The 19,207-nt window shown below is 69.9% G+C and carries 20 protein-coding genes and 1 tRNA gene; 1 reads left to right on the top strand and 20 read right to left on the bottom strand.

The genetic code is table 11. The features are described 5' to 3' along the window. Positions 1–136: 136 nt before the first annotated feature. From SOM26_RS04355 to SOM26_RS04270, 18 genes are all read right to left on the bottom strand, one after another. Positions 137–1,264, bottom strand: coding sequence for an OmpA family protein (locus tag SOM26_RS04355; RefSeq protein WP_320451851.1), 1,128 nt, complete (start codon positions 1,262–1,264; stop codon positions 137–139). A gap of 116 nt (positions 1,265–1,380) precedes the next feature. Then, a complete protein-coding gene (locus SOM26_RS04350; RefSeq protein WP_320451515.1) occupies positions 1,381–1,884 on the bottom strand; it encodes a DUF2793 domain-containing protein in 504 nt (167 codons plus the stop codon). Between the two features lies 1 nt (position 1,885). Next, positions 1,886–4,009: a phage tail protein gene (locus SOM26_RS04345; RefSeq protein ID WP_320451514.1), complete on the bottom strand. Its 2,124-nt coding sequence runs from the start codon at positions 4,007–4,009 to the stop codon at positions 1,886–1,888. Then, the gene (locus SOM26_RS04340) at positions 4,009–4,392 is read right to left on the bottom strand and encodes a peptidoglycan endopeptidase (protein ID WP_320451513.1); all 384 of its coding nucleotides are present in this window, start codon (positions 4,390–4,392) and stop codon (positions 4,009–4,011) included. The genes SOM26_RS04345 and SOM26_RS04340 overlap by 1 nt, the downstream gene beginning before the upstream one ends. After that, on the bottom strand, positions 4,389–5,195 hold the full coding sequence (locus SOM26_RS04335) for a phage/gene transfer agent baseplate hub protein (protein WP_320451512.1): 807 nt from the start codon (positions 5,193–5,195) through the stop codon (positions 4,389–4,391). The genes SOM26_RS04340 and SOM26_RS04335 overlap by 4 nt, the downstream gene beginning before the upstream one ends. Then, the gene (locus tag SOM26_RS04330; RefSeq protein ID WP_320451511.1) at positions 5,192–7,465 is read right to left on the bottom strand and encodes a DUF2460 domain-containing protein; all 2,274 of its coding nucleotides are present in this window, start codon (positions 7,463–7,465) and stop codon (positions 5,192–5,194) included. Before SOM26_RS04330 ends, SOM26_RS04335 begins: the two co-directional genes overlap by 4 nt. 169 nt (positions 7,466–7,634) lie before the next feature. Then, positions 7,635–8,171 carry a tail tape measure protein gene (locus SOM26_RS04325; protein WP_320451510.1) on the bottom strand — a complete coding sequence of 179 codons (537 nt, stop codon included), beginning with the start codon at positions 8,169–8,171 and terminating at the stop codon, positions 7,635–7,637. After that, the gene (locus SOM26_RS04320) at positions 8,164–8,358 is read right to left on the bottom strand and encodes a phage tail assembly chaperone (RefSeq protein ID WP_320451509.1); all 195 of its coding nucleotides are present in this window, start codon (positions 8,356–8,358) and stop codon (positions 8,164–8,166) included. Before SOM26_RS04320 ends, SOM26_RS04325 begins: the two co-directional genes overlap by 8 nt. Further along, positions 8,355–8,663: a gene transfer agent family protein gene (locus SOM26_RS04315; protein WP_320451508.1), complete on the bottom strand. Its 309-nt coding sequence runs from the start codon at positions 8,661–8,663 to the stop codon at positions 8,355–8,357. Before SOM26_RS04315 ends, SOM26_RS04320 begins: the two co-directional genes overlap by 4 nt. Next, positions 8,660–9,067 carry a phage major tail protein, TP901-1 family gene (locus SOM26_RS04310; protein ID WP_320451507.1) on the bottom strand — a complete coding sequence of 136 codons (408 nt, stop codon included), beginning with the start codon at positions 9,065–9,067 and terminating at the stop codon, positions 8,660–8,662. Before SOM26_RS04310 ends, SOM26_RS04315 begins: the two co-directional genes overlap by 4 nt. 10 nt (positions 9,068–9,077) lie before the next feature. Continuing rightward, a complete protein-coding gene (gp17, locus tag SOM26_RS04305) occupies positions 9,078–9,467 on the bottom strand; it encodes a tail completion protein gp17 (RefSeq protein ID WP_320451506.1) in 390 nt (129 codons plus the stop codon). Continuing rightward, the gene (locus tag SOM26_RS04300) at positions 9,464–9,961 is read right to left on the bottom strand and encodes a head-tail connector protein (RefSeq protein ID WP_320451505.1); all 498 of its coding nucleotides are present in this window, start codon (positions 9,959–9,961) and stop codon (positions 9,464–9,466) included. Before SOM26_RS04300 ends, gp17 begins: the two co-directional genes overlap by 4 nt. Before the next feature lie 194 nt (positions 9,962–10,155). Beyond that, the gene (locus tag SOM26_RS04295) at positions 10,156–11,151 is read right to left on the bottom strand and encodes a phage major capsid protein (protein WP_320451504.1); all 996 of its coding nucleotides are present in this window, start codon (positions 11,149–11,151) and stop codon (positions 10,156–10,158) included. Position 11,152: 1 nt separating this feature from the next. Further along, the gene (locus tag SOM26_RS04290) at positions 11,153–11,533 is read right to left on the bottom strand and encodes an HK97 family phage prohead protease (protein WP_320451503.1); all 381 of its coding nucleotides are present in this window, start codon (positions 11,531–11,533) and stop codon (positions 11,153–11,155) included. Then, positions 11,530–11,835, bottom strand: coding sequence for a DUF6127 family protein (locus SOM26_RS04285; RefSeq protein WP_056431169.1), 306 nt, complete (start codon positions 11,833–11,835; stop codon positions 11,530–11,532). Before SOM26_RS04285 ends, SOM26_RS04290 begins: the two co-directional genes overlap by 4 nt. Next, complete coding sequence (locus tag SOM26_RS04280; protein WP_320451502.1) at positions 11,832–12,935, bottom strand: phage portal protein; 1,104 nt, start codon at positions 12,933–12,935, stop codon at positions 11,832–11,834. The genes SOM26_RS04285 and SOM26_RS04280 overlap by 4 nt, the downstream gene beginning before the upstream one ends. Positions 12,936–13,087: 152 nt before the next feature. Beyond that, positions 13,088–14,398: a DNA-packaging protein gene (locus tag SOM26_RS04275; RefSeq protein WP_320451501.1), complete on the bottom strand. Its 1,311-nt coding sequence runs from the start codon at positions 14,396–14,398 to the stop codon at positions 13,088–13,090. Continuing rightward, entirely contained in the window at positions 14,398–14,877 is a 480-nt protein-coding gene (locus SOM26_RS04270; RefSeq protein ID WP_320451500.1) for a hypothetical protein, read from the bottom strand. The genes SOM26_RS04275 and SOM26_RS04270 overlap by 1 nt, the downstream gene beginning before the upstream one ends. 186 nt (positions 14,878–15,063) lie before the next feature. On the opposite strand from SOM26_RS04270, the gene SOM26_RS04265 reads away from it, so the two are divergent. Further along, positions 15,064–15,139, top strand: a tRNA-Val gene (locus tag SOM26_RS04265). Positions 15,140–15,319: 180 nt separating this feature from the next. Here SOM26_RS04265 and SOM26_RS04260 read toward each other — a convergent pair. Together SOM26_RS04260 and SOM26_RS04255 are read right to left on the bottom strand one after the other, a co-directional pair. Further along, positions 15,320–17,179, bottom strand: a complete 1,860-nt coding sequence (locus SOM26_RS04260; RefSeq protein WP_320451499.1) for a glycoside hydrolase family 127 protein — start codon at positions 17,177–17,179, stop codon at positions 15,320–15,322. 293 nt (positions 17,180–17,472) lie between these two features. After that, on the bottom strand, positions 17,473–19,200 hold the full coding sequence (locus tag SOM26_RS04255) for a hypothetical protein (RefSeq protein WP_320451498.1): 1,728 nt from the start codon (positions 19,198–19,200) through the stop codon (positions 17,473–17,475). Between the last annotated feature and the right edge of the window lie 7 nt (positions 19,201–19,207).

Raw genomic sequence — 19,207 nt, 5'->3', positions numbered from 1 at the left:
AGGCAAGGCACTTGGCCCCGCGCAAAACCCGATGCCGGTCGTCCACCACGCCCCGCCACCGACGCCGGACGCAAAAAAGGAGGCCGGCTTTCGCCGACCTCCCTCTTTATCGCAATCAGCCTAGGCTGAGCGTGGCTTACTGGCCAGCGCCCGGACCGTAGGTGATCTCGACGCGACGGTTCTGCACTTCGCGCACGCCGTCGGCGGTCTGCACGCGCAGCTTGTCGCGCTGCTCGCCGAACGCTTCGGTCGTGATCGTGCCGTCCGGGATCGAACGCGAGGTCATGTACGCCTTCACCGCGTCGGCACGACGCTGCGAAAGGCCCATGTTGTAACGCGGCGTACCCGAGGTGTCGGTGTAACCCGCAACCATCACGCGCGCATTGCCGCAGCTCTGGTACTGCGTGATCGCGTTGTCGAGGATCGACGCGGCTTCCGGGGTGACGTCCGACTTGTCCCACTCGAAGAACACGATGAACGGACCCGGCGAGCACGCCACTGCCTCGGGAGCAGGCGGCGGGGGCGGCGGGGGAGGAGGAGGCGGGGGCGGCGGGGGCGGCGGCGGCGGCGGCGGAGCTGCCGGTTCGCCGAAGTTGTACGCCACGCCACCCAGGATCGAGTGCGAACGGAAACGGCCGTCGAACGTGTTGTTCGCGACGTCGACCAGCTTGACGTTCTCGGCGTTGAAGAAGCGATACTTCAGCGTCGCGTCGATGTGGTCGGTCAGCGGAGCACGGATGCCCGCCAGAGCCTGCCACGCGAACACGGTGTCCGAGTCGTTCAGGAAGTCGGCACGACGGTTCAGGGCGTAGTTCGCCTTGACGCGTGCGACGCCGACGCCGCCGCCGACGAAGCCCTGGATGCCATCATCCGAACCGAAGTCCAGCAAGCCGTTCAGCATGAAGCTGAGCGCCGAGGTGGAGCCACCGGCCAGAGGATAGTTGCCAGCCGCAACGGTGCCAGCACCGATGCCGGTGTTGGTCAGCGTGGTCGAGCTGAAACCGTCGACGGTTGCACGACGGTAACCGGCTTCGGTTTCCAGTCGGAAACCACCGAAGTCGTAACCCATCACGGCGTCAACGTCATAACCATAGTCATGGTCGACGCTGGCGACGCCAGTGCGCGTGCCGGTGACATCATAATCGATGTCTTCGACGATCATACCGCCGCCTTCGATGCCAACGTACCACGACTTGTCGCGGGCGAGGGCAGGCGAAGCCAGGGCGGTGGAGGCGAGTGCCAGAACAATGGCAAGCTTCCGCATCATAGTCCCCTTTCTTGGTTGTCACTACGGACAGCGCAAACCCACTATCGGAGCGTTGGTTTCCACGCAAGCAAACAAAAGCCCCGGACTGTGGCATTAAAGGCACAGGATTTTGGTCAGCCGGAGGCGATCAAACCATGGTCGCGAAGCGCGGCAACGATCAAACCAAGCGCAGATCGTGCTTCTGAATCAATGACTTGCCCACCATCCGGCAAAAGGATCCCGGGTCGTTGCGTGCCGACAACTTTTTTTCCGTCCACAATCAGCTCGCGCGCCAGGACACGCCCCGTGTGCCACGCCGTCCCGTCCCATTCGGACCGGCACTGCGCCGCATGGTTCCAGACCGAAAGACCGGCGCGCGGAACCAGGAACCGCCAGCCGCCATCGGTCCATCCGGCCAGCGCCTGCGCATGTCCCGCCCAGGCACCGGTCGGCCGGGCACCGACGATCCAGGCCTGCCCCGGCTGCGCGTCGCCGGGCGGGGTATCCAGCCCGACCGCCTCGACACAGGGCTGCACGACCAGGTCGAGCAGGCTCAGCGCCTCGTTGTGCGTGGTTTCCTTGTGCGCCTGTCCCGCCGCCAGCAGCGGCAATGTCCAGCGCGGCGTCTCGTCCATCATCTCACCCCTCCCCCACGAAACCGACCAGCGGGGCCGATGCGCCCCATATTCCCAGTTGCCGGATCGTCACCCGCGCACCGTCCGCCGCCTCGCCGGTCCAGCCGGGGGTGGACAGTTCCTCGACCCGGTCGCCAATGGCGATGCGATAGCGCTCCGCCTCCTCGCCGAGCGGCACGTCGACCCCGTCGAGCCAGCGCCGGCCGATCCTGCTGCGCCGCGTCCACCCGATCGTCACACGTCCGTCCGCCGCCCGCGTGCATCGCCACCCGACCGGCGCGGGCGGCAGGATCGAGGCACCGGTGACGTCGGCAAAGGCCTCCACGCCATCGCCACCGTCGCCCACGCCATGCGCCAGCAATCGGACGCGCTTGCCCAGCATCGTCATCGGCAGGTCGATCGTGCGGACGCATCCAGGCTCCAGCATGACGAAATCGGTGCCCGGCCCGGCCCGCCCGATCTGTGCCTCGGTCCCGCGCAGGCCGCGGTACAGCCCGCTCAGCCGCCAATGCCCATCCCCCAGCGGCCGGGCAGTGGCGAACTGGATCAGCTCGCCACCGATCCAGGCGATATTGGCCCCCGCCGCCAGCGCCGCCGGGTCGGCATCGGCAAGGTCCTGCGCCACGCGCACGTCGATGCTGCCGCGCCGATCGACCAGCCGCGCGGTGCCGCCGGGGCCGATCGCCGCCACCTTGCCCATCACGCCGGGCAGCGCGGTTCCCCCGATCGCGATCCAACTGGCCCCGTCGTCCAGGCTATAGGCCAGGTTCGCCTGTCGCCAGCCCGGCCCGCCCGCCGCCACGACCGACAGTCGTGGGCTCGACAACGGATCGTCGATCAGCGACGGCACCTCGAACGCGACCAGCCGGGTCGTGCCGATCACCCGATCGACAGGCCGTGCGATCCGGCCCGGCGACGCAGGCAGCCGGGCTGCGGCCTGACCGAGCGGAACGCAGGTCAGCCGGACTGCCATCGCCTCCCACGCCGCCTCGACCACCCGCCAGCGCCCATTCTCGCCCATGATGGCGATCGTCGCGCCCGGCGTGATGGCCAGCGCATCGGGACCGAGCGTCAGCGTGCGCCGGACCCGCTCGGCCGCGCGTCGCGCCAACCGGCTTTCCGCCAGCGTCCGCGCGGTCGACGAGTCGAGCGCGGCGGCCAGGTCCAGTCGTTCGTCCCGTACACCGCCGGGGCGACGCGCGCGCTGCGTGCCGATCTGATAGTCTCGCGCCGGATCGTAATGGGCCACGGTCATGCTGGCGGGCACCACCGCCTCTGCTGCGATGGTGCGCATGCCGCGCTTTCCCGGCCGCTCCTCCCCCATCCCCTCGTCCCGGACCGCTTGCGCCGGCGCCGTGCCCGGCATCACCAGTCGCAGACCTGCGCCGTCCGCCACCCACTGGCCGCCGCCGATCTCGGCCAGCGTCGCCAGCACGGCACCGATGCTGCCGCCCCCCGCCGCGAAGCCCGCCACGGGCAATCCGGGGTCACCGCCATGGACCAGCGGCGACAGCGTCTGCGCGATCGTTCCGCATGCAACGGGACCAGCATCCGCCTCCACCTCGAAGGTCAGTTGCGGGATACGGTTGCCGAACTCGGCCAGCGCCAGCCCCTCGAATACCGCATAGGCGAGCCCCCGAAAGGCGGACGCCCGCGCGCCCTCGATCGAGGCGATCAGCGGGTCGACCGGCTGGTCCTCGGTGCCGGGATAGATGCGAAAGCCGGTCGCCACCTTGAAGTCGCCCGCGCTGCCGCGCAGCAACCGGCCATCGGCCCAGATCCGCCCCACCCGCCGGATCGCCCGCCCCGACAGGGCGACCGCGAAGTTGGCGGAATAGCTATAGCTTTCGGTGGCGGGCCGCCCCTTGCCCCCGCCGGTCAGCCCGCGCGCCTCGACTAGGTCGGTCGCCCAGATCAGCGGCCCGGCGACACGCATCGTGCCGAAGATGGCGGGCATCTGCGTGCCATAGGTCGAGGTCTGGACCGACAATTCGGCCAGACGCGGCCCCTGTCGCCGGGGCGATCCCAGCACCGCATGGTCGACCCGGTTGCCGATCAATGCCCCGATCGCACCGCCCACCGGCCCCAACAGCGCACGCCCTACCGTGCTCAAGACCAAGGTCGCCATTACCCCTCTCCCTTCCAATATCCGAGCACCGGCCAGGGCGGCACACCCGGCCGCCAGGCGACGCGGCGAAGCCCCGCATCGGCATGGACGATCCCGTCGCTTACCCGGATCGCCAGATGCAGTTGCCCCGGCCCGGCACGCAGCAGCAGGACCGCACCGGGCGCGTCCCCGCCGCGCGCGAAGGCGGCATCGAGCATCGCCGCCACCCGCCCCGCGTCCCCGCTGCGCCAGCCATAGCCGGTCGGCGCCGACCGCCCCGTCGCCAGCGCGACCAGCCCGACGCAATCGACCCCATGCACCACATCGCGACCGTGCAACCGGAACCGCACGCCGACCAGCGCCCGCGCCGCCGCCTCCACATCGTCGATAGGCTCGGGGGTCATGCGCCGGGGTATCGGGTCAGCAGGTCGATGCCCGGCAGGAACGGCTCGCCCCGGAAGTTCATGACATTGGCGAAGCGCGACAGGCAGGTTTCGAGGCGCTTGTCGCACCCCTCGACCAGTTCGATCAGCGCACCCGGCGCGACGGGGAAGGCGGGCGCGGCGGACAGCCATAGCTGCGTGCCCTCCGATCGCGCCACCGCGCCCTCCAGCCCGGCATTGTCGCCGCCGAACCAGATCAGCCGCCCCTGGCCATAGGCGTTCGCCACCGGCTCGATGGTATCGAGCGCCAGGCCGACCTCGCCGTCCCACGCCGTCACCCGCGCGAACCGCCGCCGCCCCGCCATCGCGACGCGACACCGCCGGTCGCCCAGCATCGCGCGGCAATCGGGCGAGGTCTCCTCCGCCACCGGCCGGTCGAGCAACGCCCCGACCCCGCGCAGTTCGGCGGAGAAACCACCCTCGCCCAGTTGCACCGCACCGATCGTCCCCTGGCCCAGCGGCACGGGCGCGCCCTCGCCGCTCCAGTCGACCGCGATCGCCGCCACGCTCGCCCCGTCCCAGCGCCCGCCGAGCAGATCGCGCTCGCCGATCGCCGCACTGGTCAGCGCGCCCGATGCCTCCATCAGATCGGGGGCGAGCGCACCGCCGCGCAGGATCGCACTGGGCGTCAGGCCGGGCGCGGCGCGGTAACGCAGCCCTTCGATCCACAGGTCGTGATCATGCCCGGTCAACCCGATCGTCACCCCGTCGCGACGCTCGATCCGCCAGCACAACACCCAGGTGGTCAGCGTGTCCGCACTCATGCCTCGCGCACCTCGACCAGCGGGACGGAGGCCGCCGCGCCGGCCCGAAAGCCCGCCAGGGTCACGCTCAGCCGGTCCTCGGCGAAGCGAACGGGCACGTCGAAGGTGAAGCTGGCCGTGATCGCCGCGCCGCTGGCGGGCGCGGTGTCGAGCAGAAGCCACCCGCCCGGCTCCAGGGCGAAGCCGGTGACGCTGCGGCCCGCGACCTTGGCCGACACGCTGCCAGCGACCGGCCGGGTGATGCGGCGCGACTGGTCGCCATAATGGCGGACCAGCGCGAACCGGCGCGTGCTGCCGTCGCCCCGGCCCAGCACCTCCTCGGTGCCGATGCTGTCGAACGGATCGCGCAGGCGAAAGCCCCGCGCCGGCCCCATCCGCGCCCGGAAAAAACCGAGCAGCGCCGCGATATCCTCGGCCGAGCGGAGGCCGGGGCCGACATCATAGGTCGTGCGCGCCTCCGCCCAGGCGGCATTGCGCGCCTCTCGCCCGCCCGCCCCGGTCAGGATCGCGGTCGAGAAGCCCGGCGTCACCTCCGCCTCGCGGCCCAGCGCCAGCGGGAACAGCACATCGTCGAAAGCCTGCATCTCGTCCTCCTCCCCTTCCCAGCATGCGAACCCGTCGCGCATCACCTGCGGCACCGCCCACAGGAAGGTCGCCGCCACACCCCGCGCACGCGCCGCCTCCGCCGCCCCGGCGATCCAGCCCCATTGCCCGCGCTGGTCCGCGCGCAGCACGAAGCCCGACAGATAATGCTGGCGCTCCGGGGGATAGCCGAGCCGTGCCTCGGCCAGCGCCACGCCCTTGCGGGTCGCGGCGGTGTCGCCCGCCGTCACCCAGTCATAATCCTCGAGTTGCAGCACATCGAAGGCCGGACTCGCCCAGCCGACCGGCATGTTGGCGCGCTTTGCCTCGGGCGCGAGCGGATCGAGCACGGTCGGCAGATAGGTGAGCAGATGCGTGACGCAGCCCGGCGCCGCCGCCTTCGCCGCCGCGCACAAAGCGGCGGTCGAGGCAGCCAGGCACGCCCCCGCCCGGTCGAGCGTGTCGCGCTGCGCCTGGGTCTTGCTCCCCGCCATGCTCGCCATCGGCACCGGCGCGAAGGCCGCCACCGCCGCCGCATCGTACAGGCACGGCGCGCCGTCCGAGGGGCGCACCCACCACCAGGGCTCGCCGACCTGGAACTGCGGCCGCACCCCCGCGACCTGCCCGATCGCCAGGAACGCCCGCGCGACAGCTTGAAGATAGGCCATCGCCCCCGAATGCGCCGGGCTGAGCAGCGTCGACGGCGGCTCCCAGCCGGTCAGCGCGGGCGCGCCGTCGGCGGATCGCTGTTTCCAGTCGCCCCAGCAATGCGCGTCGAACAGCTCATAGGACAGCGACCAGATCAGGTCGTAACCCAGCGCCTTCGCCTCATGCGCGAACCCGCGATGCCATGCCTCACTTGCAACGTTCAGCGCACCGCCGCTCAGGCTGGCGTACAGCCCCTCCCCGCTGCGTTCGAGCCGGAAATAATGGCTCATGCCGACATAATGGACGATGCCGCCGCGATAGCCGAGGTGCAGCATGTTGCGCAGCAAACGCTGCGGCGTCAGATGATAGCTGTCGTCATAGCCGCTGGCGATGCGGAAACCCTGTTCGGGCAGAACCGCCGCCCCGACCCCGATCACCGCGCCCGGGCCGTCACAGGCAATGCCGGTCAGCTCGGCCCAGCCCTCCTGCGGCTGGGCCAGGAAGCGTGCGCCCGCGTCGTAATCGGGTGCCACCAGCGAAACGAACATCCGGTCGACATCCCCGGCCCAGACGGGGTCGCGATCCTCGGGAAACCGGAACCCGCCTGCCAGCGAGGCGAAGTCGATGACGACCTCGGCATCCTCGGGCGTGCCGGTCGCGTAATTCCACAGCCGCACATACCAAGCGCGGGGCCGACCGTTCTCGTCGCGACCCTCGATGGTCAGCGTCGGCCCGTGCCGTGCATCGAGCGGCTTGATCCCGCCCGACCGCCAGCGGAACCGCAACCGGCAATCGCGATAGTCGCGCACCGTGTCGTAGCGCAGCAGCGGATGATCGTGCCGGTCGGCCGATTCCCAGATCAGCCCCGCCAGATCGTCAGCGCGGTAGAAGACCGTATCGACACGCACGGCATCGGGCGCGGTCGCGACCACCGCCGCCATCATCGGGCGCGGGAAATCGACCGTCCAGTAACGCGGATCGAAGCGCGACAGCATGTCGCTCCGCTGGTCGCGGCGTTCGCTATGCAGACACCATGGCATGGGTTCTTCTCCCAGATTGCGAGGCTCCCGCCCCTCCACCACCGCTTCGCGGCGGTCCCCCTCCCCAAGCCAAGCTTGGGGAGGAATGGGTTCTCAAATCCTCCCCATGTCCGATGGGGAGGGGGGCCGCGTCCGCAGGATGTGGTGGAGGGGCAAGGCCCCCGCGCCCTCAGTCCTCGGACAGCGCCGCGCGCACCGCGCGCGCCACCTGGCGGCTGGAGCGTTGCAGCACGCCGCCCGCTTCCCCCGCCCCGGCGTTGATCGTGATCGCCACCCGCACGTCACGCGCGGCCCCGCCGGGGCGCAGCGTCTCGACACGCCCGCTGCTGGTCGGCACGAAGACCTCGGGCCCGCGCTCGCCGACCAGATAGGGACGGTCGGGCGATACCGGTCCGCCGGTCGCCCGCCCCGGCAGGCCCGAGGCCAGCCCGCCCAGCAGGCCGAACAGGTCGCCATCGCCGACCGCGCCCAGCCCCTGTTTCAGCGCCGCCCGCGCAATCTGGTCGAGCACCGACAGCGCGGTCGCCTTCAGTTCCTCGAACCCGAACTTGCCGGTCCGGGCGGCGCGCAGCAGCGCCCCCTCCACCGTGCGGGCGCCCAGTTCGGCCGCGTCGCCCAGCCCGCGCGACAGCTCGGTGCGCATCGTCGCCATGTCGGCGGCGAAGCCCCGCATGTCGATGCGGGGTACGAAATCCTGTTCATCCATCCGGATACATCTCCCGCAACCGGGCGAGCGTGGCGGACGAGGATGGCTCACGCCCGTCCCCGCCCGTCATCGCCGTCACGATCCCCTGAAGCTCGGCGGGGGTGGCGCGCCAGAAGCGGTCGGGCGACCAGCCCAGCACCGCCCCCGCCATTCCCGCAAGCCGCGCCGCCGCCTCCGCGAACGTCACCGCCCGCCCAATATCTGGCGCAGCAATTGCCGCAGCACCGGCGCCAGTGCCGCCAGCCCGAGATCGACCAGCGCCTCGCCCAGTTGCTCGCGGCTCAGCCCCTCGGGCACCTCGCGCAGGCAGTGCCAGATCAGCGCCGCCGCCTCGCCGAGCGACAGCTTCCCCTCGCCCGCGCGCTCGACCAGCTCGAACAGCGGGCCCAGTTCGCCCTCCGCCGCGACCAAAGCCTGGAAGCTCGGCCGCACGACCAGCTCCGCGCCGCCGACGCGAACGCTCGCCTCGCCGCGCACCGGATTCGCGCTCACGCCGACACCACGGGGCCAGAGCTTTCCAGCGCCAGCGTGTAGGTCCGCTCACCGCCGAAATCGCCGCTGTAATCGAGGCGCGTGACCAAGAAGCGCCCGGTCATCGACCCGCCACTCTCGAAGCTCAACCGATAGGTTTCGATCGTGCCCGCCAGCGCATGGCCGCGCATCCGCGCTTCCGCCGCCGATCCGGTGAAGACGCCCGCGCCGCCCACGCTGACATGGCGCACGCCCGCGCCCGACAGCAATTCGCGCCAGCCGCCCGAATCCTTGTTCGTTACCACCACCGTCTCGCCATTGATCGACAGCTGCGTGGTGCGCAGCCCCGCCATCGTCGCGAAGGCGGGCGGCTCGGCCCCGTCGCCGATCTTGAGCAGAAAGGCGCTTCCCTTTTCGATTGCCATGTCCGTCCCCCTATTGTCCCATACGCCACAGCCGGGCGCGCCATTCGACGCTCGCGGTCCAGCGTGCCCCCGTCTTGGCCATGCGGGTCGCCATCACGGTCCAACCCCCAACCCGCCATCCGTCTGCCAGCATGTCCGGCAGCGCGATCGCCTCCACCGCCTGCATCGCGGTGCGCAGGCGGAGCGGCCGCTCGCCCTCGTCGGCCAGCGTGACGGTCACGCGCAGTTCACGCCCCTCAATTCCCGCCGCGCCCCAATCGCTCTCGCTCGGCTCGCCCAGCACCGCCTGCGGCACGCTGGCCCGCACCGGCACGGCATCGAACAGCGTCACCGCCAGCGGCTGCAATACCGTCCGCAGCTTGGCCAACAGGCCGCCGCGCAACGCCTCGCGCGCGGTCATGGCCGCCTCGGCACGTCGAGTCGCATCCCCCGCCAGGGCCGCCACAGCGCGGCGACGGCGGCGGGCGGGACGGCGGCGGCATCGCGATTGTCGAACAGATGCGCGCCCATGATCGCCACGCCGTGCGCGATCTCGGGCGGCAGCGCGGCCCAGCCATCGGCAAGTCCGGCGCGGTAACGGACCAGCGCCGCCTCGCTCGGCCGGACCCAGCCCCGGCCATCGCCGTCGATCTCGCCCAACCCGTCCGACAGGATTGCCCGCACGGGCACCGCCGACAATGCCTGCCAGTCCACCCCGCCCGCCAAGCGCTCCTCAACCATCCGCTCGACCAGCATCTGCCCGCAAAAGGATTCGGCGAGCCCCAGCGCGACACCCGCGACCCGCTCGACCAATGCGACTTCGTTCCCTTCCTCCAGGCGGAGCAGCGCACGGATTGCGCCCGCCGCGGCCGTCACGGTCGCAAGGGGCATCGCCTCCTTCGTCCCGCTCATCATGAATTCTCCTTCACCGATACAAGTTGCGACAGGCGCGACACACGGGCGTCACAGTTGGGGCGCAGAGGGTTGTTCAGCCGCTGCCCGCCTCCCCCTTGGGCACCGGCCATGCCGACCCCGCGCCCCCCGGCCGGTTCGGCATCCTCCCTGAACTACGGGGCAGCCCCTTGCGGCTGCCCCGATTTTTCACCGGTTCAGGTGGTCGCGAACTTCATCAGCTTGATCGCCTCCGAGTCGCTGACGCAGCCGCCGATTCGCCGCGTGGCGTAGAAGGTGACGAACGGCTTGTTGCTGTACGGATCGCGCAGGATCGCGGTTTCGGCACGCTCGGTGATCAGATACCCCGCCTGGAAATTGCCGAAGGCGATGGCGCAAGCATTCTCCGCGATATCGGGCATGTCCTCCGCCTCGATCACCGGATAGCCGAGCAGCGTGGCGGGCTGCCCCGCCGCGAGCCCCGGCGCCCAGAGGAACTGGCCGTCGGTCGTCTTCGCCTTGCGGATGCGTGCCGAGGTGGCGGCATTCATCACAAAGCACGCCCCCTGGCGGTACGGCGCGCGCAGCAACTGGACCAGATCGACCAATCGGTCTTCCGCCCCGGCTCCGAACGCACCCGGCGCGCCGCTGGGCAGATACTGCAGCGCGCCGAACGGACGCACCCCGTCCCTGGCGGCCGAGATGGCATTGGTTAAAAAGCCCTTGGGCCGGTTGACGCCCGATCCGTTGACGAAGGCCTGCCCCTCGGCGCGGGCGAACTCGGTCGCGATCTCGCCCGCGAGCCAGCCCTCCACGTCGAAGGCCGCATCGTCCAGCATCGCTTGGCTGGCCGACGGGTTGGCGTACAGCTCGCCCATCGGCGGGGCGAGTTCGATGAAGCTGGGCGTCGCCGTCTCGGGCCGCGCCGCCGTCTCGCTTGCCCAGCCGGACGGCGTGCCGCCGGTCGTCACCAGCTTGCGATAGCCCGCCGAGCCGACGGTCACGACATTCGCGATACCGCGAATCGGCGAGACGTTGCGCAGGACCGAGGCGATCGCCGCGTCGATCTCACGCGGCACGGCGAACCCGCCGCTGTCCCCGGTGGTGCCGGTAAAGGCCTTCAGCTCGACGGTGCTGCCGCTGCGCACATAGCCATCGAAAGCGCCGCCGCCCTTGCGCGCGCCGTCCAGCACGGGCCGTTCGATCACGTCCATATCAGTCCCCCTTGGTCAAAATGTGAATCACGCGGGCGAGCGGTTGCATCGGCACCGTCACCAGGCTGATCTCGATGAGTTCGGCCGACAGGATCGCGCGGGCGCCGCCCTGATGGACGACGCGCGGCCGGTATCCGACCGACAGGCCCGCCACCGCGCCTGTCCGGACCATTGCGGCCAGTGCCGGGTCGTCGACCGTCCCCGCGACCGACAGGCCCGTATCGTCCTCGGCCAGCGCGGTGATCCGCCCCATCGCGCTGCCCCGATGCTGCCAGAGCAGCGGCACCATGCCCGCATCGGCGAATGCGCCGCGCCGCATGACGTCGCCCGCCCGGTCCATCCGGTCCCAGACCGCGGCATAGCCGGTGAAGGAAAGGCTCATTTCAGCCAGTCCTCCATGCCCAGCCGCATCGCGATTCCCGCCAGCAGCAATGCGCCGAGCAACCGGGTCAGCCAGCCGACCGCGCTTTTCCACACCGACGACTTGGCCTCGCGCCAGGCGGTCAGCAGTTCGCGGAGTTCGGCGACATCCTCCGCGGCGTCGGCATCGGCGAGGCCCAGCCGGGTGAGTGCCCGCGTCGCGCCGAGTTCGCCCGCTTCCTCCGCGACCGCGCGCAACGTGACGAGGTCCGCGCCGCTATCCGCCGCCTGCGCCAACAGCCGCGCCAGAACATCACCGCTCATGACAGGCCGACCATCTGGCGCTTTTCCGCCGAATCGAGAAAGTCGGCCGATGCCGCCATGGCCCAAAGCATCTGGCGTTCCTCGGCCAGCGCGGTGACGCGGTTGACGTCGACCGCCAGGCTCGCGCCCTCGAACCAGCCCGCCAGCCCTTGCGCCAGCCCGCTCAGGATGGCCCCCGCCAACGGCAGGATCGCCTGCCGCCATAGCGCGCGGTTCGCCTCGCGGTAATTGGCATAGGTATTGTCGCCGGGCAGGCCGAGCAGCATCGGCGGCACCCCGAAGGCGAGTGCGATCTCACGTGCCGCCGAGGATTTGGTGGCGTTGAAGTCGAGTTCCGCCGGCGTCAGGCTCATCGCCTGCCATTTGAGGCCACCTTCCAGCAGCAGCGGACGCCCGGCATTGCCGCTTCCCGCAAACCCCTCCATCTCGGCGCGCAACCGCTCGAACTGGTCCGGGGTCAGGGTCGAGCCGTCACCCGGATCATAGACCAGCGCGCCCGATGGCCGCGCCGCATTGTCGAGCAGCGCCCGGTTCCAGGTGGCGGCCGCGTTGTGGATCGCGATCGCCCCCGCCGCCGCGCCCAGGCAGCCCAGCCCGTAATGATCGTCGAGCGGGTGGCAGCTTTTCAGATGCACGACATGGCCGCGCACCGGATCGACCGGCAACGTCGTCACCCGCCCACCGGCGCGATAGAGGAACGCGGCGGGCCAGCCGCTGGCGTCCAGCTCCATCGTCACCCGCTCGGGGCGCAGCGCGAACAGCTCGGCCACCTCGCCCTCGGCATCGCGCAGGATCTGCACATAGGCGTTGCCGTGCAGCAGCATATGCGTCGCGACCGTCTCCAGCAGCGCCTGCCCCTCGCTGCGCGCCGCGACCAGGGCGACGAGTTCGGAATGCGAGGCGGTGAGCGGCGCATCGGCCAGCCCGCCCGCGACCATCCGCACCGCGCGCTGCGCCACCGGATTGCGCAGATAGCCCTCGCGCACCTGCGTTTCATAGGACGGTGCCGAGCCCGTCAGCGGCACCCCCGACCGGGCCAAACCCAACCCGAGCAGCGGACGCGCGGCCCCCCGCCCGGTCTTGCGACCGAACATCCTCATCTCGAATCTCCTTTAGCTCCTCCCCGGTACGGGGAGGTGGCAGCGCGAAGCGCTGACGGAGGGGGGCTTCCACACAGGTCGCCCTTTGCGGCACGCCCCCTCCACCACCGCTTCGCGGCGGTCCCCCTCCCCGTTCCGGGGAGGATTACGCGCTATAAATTCCGTATCCCCGGCGCGCCCCGCCCCGACAGCATCAGCTCGGTCAGCGCCCACACCAGCGCGTCGGCCCGATCCGGCGAGCGGCCGGGCCCGTCATAGGCCCCCGCCACCCCCAGCCCGCAAAGCTCGTCCTCCAGCGCCGGGAAGCCCCGCGAATGCCACACGCGACCCTGCGCATAGAGGAACGACACCGGCTCCGCCCGCGCGGTCTTTCCGATGGAGGCATAGACCAGATGCACCGGCAGGGTCGGATCGGCGAGCCGCAGCACGCTTTCCACCATGTCGCCACCCTGGTTACGCTCGGCCACCACACGGTCCGCCCGGTTCCGCCTGGCGCACCCTGCGACCCGCGCCGCCCAGCCCTCGGGCGAAAGCCCCGCTTCGCTGGCATCCTCCAGCACATAGCCGTGCCCGTCGCGGCCCAGCCCGACCGCAACGATCCCGCAGGCATCGCCGCTGCTCGTCGCGGGCGGATCGACGCCGACCACCACCCGGTCGAGCGATGGCACCGTCCTGGCCCGTTGCCGGTCGAGCAGCGCGCGGGTCCACAAGGCCCCCTCGCGGTCGTCGACCATCTCGCCGTCGAGTTCCTGTCGCCCCAGCCGCGTGTCGCCATATTGCGCCAGCATCGCGTCTTGGAAACTGTCGGGCAGATGCGCATTGTCGCTGGTCCGCCCGATCGTCTCCACGCAATCGGGCAGCGCCATGACCTTGCGCATCAAGGGCGTCGCGCGCGGCGTGGTCGTGACCAGCACGCGCGGCCGCTCGCCCAGCCGGAGGGTCATCATCAGATTGTCCCATCCGGCCTCCCCCTTCCACTTGCCCAGTTCGTCGCACCACGCCGCGTGATGCTGCGGCCCGCGCAGCGCCTCTGGCGCGGCGGCCGAATAGGCGAAGCCGATCGCGCCCGACGCGAAATGCACCTGCCCCAGGCTGCCGATCCATTTCGGCGTCTCGCCCTTGCGCGCCACCGCCAGCAGCCCGCTTTCGCCGCGCACCATCACCCGTTCGACATCGCGCAGCGTCGCCCCCATCAGCGCGATCCGCGCACCCGGATTGTCGCGGGCGAGCGCACTCACCCACTCCGCCCCCGCGCGCGTCTTGCCGAAACCGCGGCCTGCGCGGATCAACCAGACCCGCCAGTCGCCCGGCGGCGCCACCTGTCCGTCATGCGCCCATAATTCCCACCGCTCGACCAGCTCGCGCTTCTGCGCCGGGGTCAGGGCCGCCAGCGCCTGTTCCCGCGCATGGGGCTCCAGCATCGCCAGCGTGGCGAGCCGCGCCGCCGCATCGTGCCCCGCCATCACGCCATCCCCTTCAACCGCCGCCGCGCCAGCCCGTCGAGCGCACGTTCCAGTGCCGCATCGGTTTCCGCCGCACTCGCCCGCACCGCGTCGCTCCCGGCGTCACCCGCACGGGCCAGCGCATCACGGCGCGCGAGCAGCTTCAGATAGAATTGCACCTCGGTGGCGCTGAGCGGCGGGGTGATGGAGAGGCCGGTGGTCCCCGCACCGGCCTCTCCGCCCCCCTCCCCGTCCCCGGCCGCCAACAGGGCGAGCATCCGGCGCAGCAGCCCTTCCTCGACCAGCGCGTGCGCCGTGCCGATCGCCGCGTCCCAGGCCTCGCCAAAAGCCCGGTCGCGCCGCCGCAGGGCCTGCGCACCACGCAGCGTCTCTCCCACCGCCCGTGCCGCCGCCCCCGCATCGGCGCTGATCGCCAGCGCCGCCAGGAATTGCCGTCGCCGCGCGAGCGTCCACCGCGCGCCCTCCCCCATTCCGGCCATTCCCGCTCCCCCCGAAGCACCGGAGGCCGACCGGGCCACTCCCCCGACCCCGCCCGCCTCCGATGTTCCCTTTATGTACCGGAGGCCGTCAGTTTTGTATCCAACAAACGAACCAGCCTGGTTGGTCGCGCAAAAGCGGCTTGCCAGATGCAAGGCGCATCGGCATTAGGCGGTCTTCCCGAGAGGGGGCGATTAGCTCAGTTGGTAGAGCGTCTCGTTTACACCGAGAATGTCGGCGGTTCGAGCCCGTCATCGCCCACCATTTTCCCGATTTATCGCTTCGGCAGCAACGCCCTCATATTCCTGCCCTGCGGAGGGAGGGGGACCATGCGCGGCATGGTGAAGGGGTGTCCCACCCGTGAGGATGGTCCAACCTCTCCGACCGTGACACCCCTCCGTCAGGCCTTCGGCCTGCCACCTCCTTGCCGGGGAGGAATGACGCTCAGGCCAGCTTCCAGTAGGTTGCGTACCGCTCATGCGCGATGCGGTGGTACGGGACCAGCCGTACCGGTCGGCCATCCGCGGCCGGGACGGTGAATTCCAGCGGCTTGCCCGTCGCGGCGATCTTATTCGTCAGTTCCTCCGGTTCGCCCGACAGGACCGGCGCCTGGAAGGGCGTGTCGTTATACTCGCCATATTTGCGCTCGCTGACGATGATGTCCGCCCCCGGGGCCAGATCCTGCCGCCCGAGCGCGCCTGCCAGGACGAGCGGGCCATAGGTGAAGGCGACGATGTCCGGTGCGGCGGGCGTGCTCTCGAATCCGGATTCCATGACCAGGCGCCATTCGACCGTGTCGCCGGTCTTCCACGTCCGGGTCAGTTCGGCATAGCTGCCGGGCTTGTCCGAGCGCGACACCTCCGCGCCGTTGACCAACAGGGTCGCCGTGCGGCTCCATTTCGGGTGGCGCAGCTTCAGGGTGAGTTCGGTCGGCTGGCGCAGTTTCCAGCGGAATTGCGTGTTCGCCGCCTCCGGGAAGTTCGTCACCTGGGTCAGTTCGGCCCCCTGATCCGCCCAGGTCAGGGTCGAGGGGATGAACAGGTTCACATAGAGCGTGCGGTCGTCATGGAAGTAGATCGAGTCGCGATACTTCACATGATTTTCCATCCCCGTGCCGGTGCAGCACCAGAAGCTGTCCTCCGGCGTGTGATAGAGCTTCATGTAGCCCGGCCGCGCGCCCTGGAAATAGGTCGCCATACCTGAGTCCGGGTCCTGCGAGGCGAGGATGCCGTTGTAGAGGGTGCGCTCGTAATAATCGGCATATTCGGCCTGCGGATCATGCAGGAACAGCGCGCGGGTCAGCTTCAGCATGTTATGCTGGCCGCAGGTTTCCGACCCCTTGGCCGAGAAGACGTGCTTGTCGAAATCCGCCATGGCGAAGAAATATTCGCCATCGCCGTGCCCGCCGGTCGCGTACGAGCGGGTATCCGCGACCGTCCGCCAGAAAAAGGCGGCGGCGTTGCGATACTGCTCATGGCCCGTCGCCTCGAACACGCGCTGGAACCCGATGATCTTGGGCACCTGGGTATTGGCGTGCATCCCGTCGAGGTGATCCTGCCCCTTGGCCAGCGGGTTCAGAATCGCCTTTTGCGAGAAACGCTCGGCAAGGCGGGCATAATCGCGGTTGCCGGTCATGAAATACAGGTCCGCATAGACCTCGTTCATGCCGCCATATTCGGTCTGCAGCATCGTCTCGAACTGCGCGTCCGACAGCGGCTTCGTCGCCACGACGCCCCAGTCGGCCAGCCGGATCAGCACCGCACGTGCAGGCTCGCTGCCGGTCAGCAGCGCCGCGTCGCGCAGGCCCGCATAGACCTTGTGCAGCGTGTACCAGGGCACGCCGGTGATCGGCTCGCCCCGCAGGTGCGCCGCGACCACCGCGGCCCCCTTGGGGAAAGCGCAGACCAGCCCGCTGCCCGCCGCCTGCTGGCACGCGGCCAGTTCCCCGGCGATATAGTCGATGCGCTGGCGATACCGCTTATCCTTGGTCGCGCGATAGGCGAGCGCGCAGGCCGAGAGATAATGGCCCAGCGTATGGCCATGGCAGTTGATCTCGGCCCATTGCTGCTCCGATTCCCAGCCGCCATAGACCGGCGCCTTGGGTTTCAGCCCGGCATTGGTGCGGAAATTGGCGAGCATCCGGTCGGGCTGGAGGCGCATCAGATACGCCTCGGTCATCTTCTGCGCATGGAGGAAGGGGCTGTCCGCCAGCGTGACATCGGCCATGTCGAAGGGCTGGACCGCCGTGGCGGGTGCCGTCGCGACCGGCCTGGCCACGCCCTGCGCCCAGGCGGATGCGGGCATGACCGCCCCCCATCCCGTCGCCAGCGCACCGATGCTGGCCCCAAAAGCGGCCTGGGTCAGGACGTCGCGACGCGACGGGGCGGAACAGCATGAGGACACCGATCTTCTCCGACTATTTATATTTTCCTTTTGGGTGACAGGATCGGGCGGGCGACGCAATATCTTTGTCATCCCGGCCGATAAACGCGGAAACGCAACGACCGGAATCCCGTCGCCCGTCCCGAGCGATTCCACGAAGACCTCTATTTGTCAGACAGGAAAATCACACCTGTCCGACATCGCTTCACCCCGGATCAGAACAATCCGTCATCGTCGTCATCGTCGAACGATACCGCGATCGGCGCGGGGGCGGCGGCGATCATGTCGGGCAGCAGGAAGGCGGCGTGGATGTGGCGCTCTGCCGCCATGGTGTAGAGGCTTGCCGCCCAAGGCAGCAGTTCGTGCAGCACCCGGATGTCCGCCGCGCTGAGCTCCGTCTCACTGGTGCATTCGGGCGCGACCCGGTCGGCATAGTTCAACAGCGTCTCGGCCACCTCGCTCAGGGTATCGGCAAAGGCGCGCTGGCCGCCCAGTTCCATCGCGCTGGCCTCCAGCGAGGACAGGACCCGCCGGGCATCGCCGCCGCCCCGCGTCATCGCCAGTGACGAGCTTTCGCAGGCCCGCCGCACCACCGAAAGCGCCTCGGCCAGGGCACCGCCTGTGTCCGACTCGCCGTCATGGCCGTCCTGGACCAGGTCGATCGCGCTCAGCACCGTGATCAGCCGTCCGACCGCCAGGCTCAACTGGTCTAGGCGGCTGGCGCAGGGGGCTACCTCCTTGGCGATCACCGCCACCGCGCGCCCCAGCGTCCCGTGACGACGGCACAGCAACTGGGTGTTGGTCGAGATGTCCTGGACGTTGACCGCGATGTTGCGGATGCGCCCCAGCCCCTCGGTCAGGTCGGCCAGCGTACGCCCGACAAAGCCGGTCAGCTGCGCCAGATGCCCGTCCGCATCGCAAAGCTGGTCGGTGACGTTGCCCAGCGTCGCGATGCCGTGCTCCAGCTTGAACAGCAGCTGGCCGTCGTCGCCGCCCTGCGACCCCAGCAACTCGCGCAGATGGTCCGCCAGCGGCCCCAGCCGGTCGATCGCCGCGACGATCGCCGTCAGCTCGCGGCCGAACTCGTCGGCCATCGCGTTCAGCTGTGCCGCGATCAGCCGTGCCATATGGGCCCGCGCGCCCGGCGGCAGGGCCGCGCCCCCGCCCTCGTCGGCGACGATACGGGCCAGCATCGCGATCGCATGTTCGGCGCGCTGGCGCACGCTGTCGCCGATCTGGATCGCGCCCAGGATGCGGGAGACTTCACCCTGCACGGTACGCACGATGCCGCCGACCTCGTCGGTCATGCGCATGACCGACTGGACATGGTCCTGCAAAGCGTTGGCGTTGGCGGTCAGCTCGGTCGGGATCGTCGTGCCGGTGCGCGCGCATTCGGCGGCGAGCAGGCGGTCGGCCTGCTGCACGTCGCCGACCACCCGCCCGAACTGGTCGAGCTGGCGTTCGATCTGGCGCAGTTCCTGGCGTCCGCTGGACAGTTTTTCGTCCATGCCGACGACGAAGTTGAAGAACGCCGCCTCGCCCGACGAGGCGATCTTGATGTTCATGCCATAGATGCCGAGCAGCTTCAGGATCGTGCTGACCTCGTTCAGCAGGCCGCGCAACTCGCGGGTACGTCCGGTCAGCGTCTCGACCTCGATCGCGCGGCGGCGCTGGATCATGGGCAGGCTGATGAGGCGATAGGCGACATCACGCAACTTGCCGACGGCGACGCCTGCGGTGTCGGGCGACAGCGCCTCGCGGATCGCGGTCAGCCCCTCGGCCATGCCGTCGATCGTGCCGATCGCGGTGGCCAGCGTCTCGCCGGTGTCGCGAAAGGCGTCCTCCAGCCCTCCCATCCGGCTGTCCAGCCGCTCGGCCAGCATCGCGAATGTGGTGGCGCCGCCGTCTTCGGCGATGGCGGTATCGGTGTCGATCCGGGCCATGTACATG

Origin of the sequence: Sphingomonas sp. CFBP8993, from assembly GCF_034044895.1 — a bacterium.
GTDB lineage: Bacteria > Pseudomonadota > Alphaproteobacteria > Sphingomonadales > Sphingomonadaceae > Sphingomonas.
This window is presented reverse-complemented; position numbering and strand designations above follow the sequence as displayed.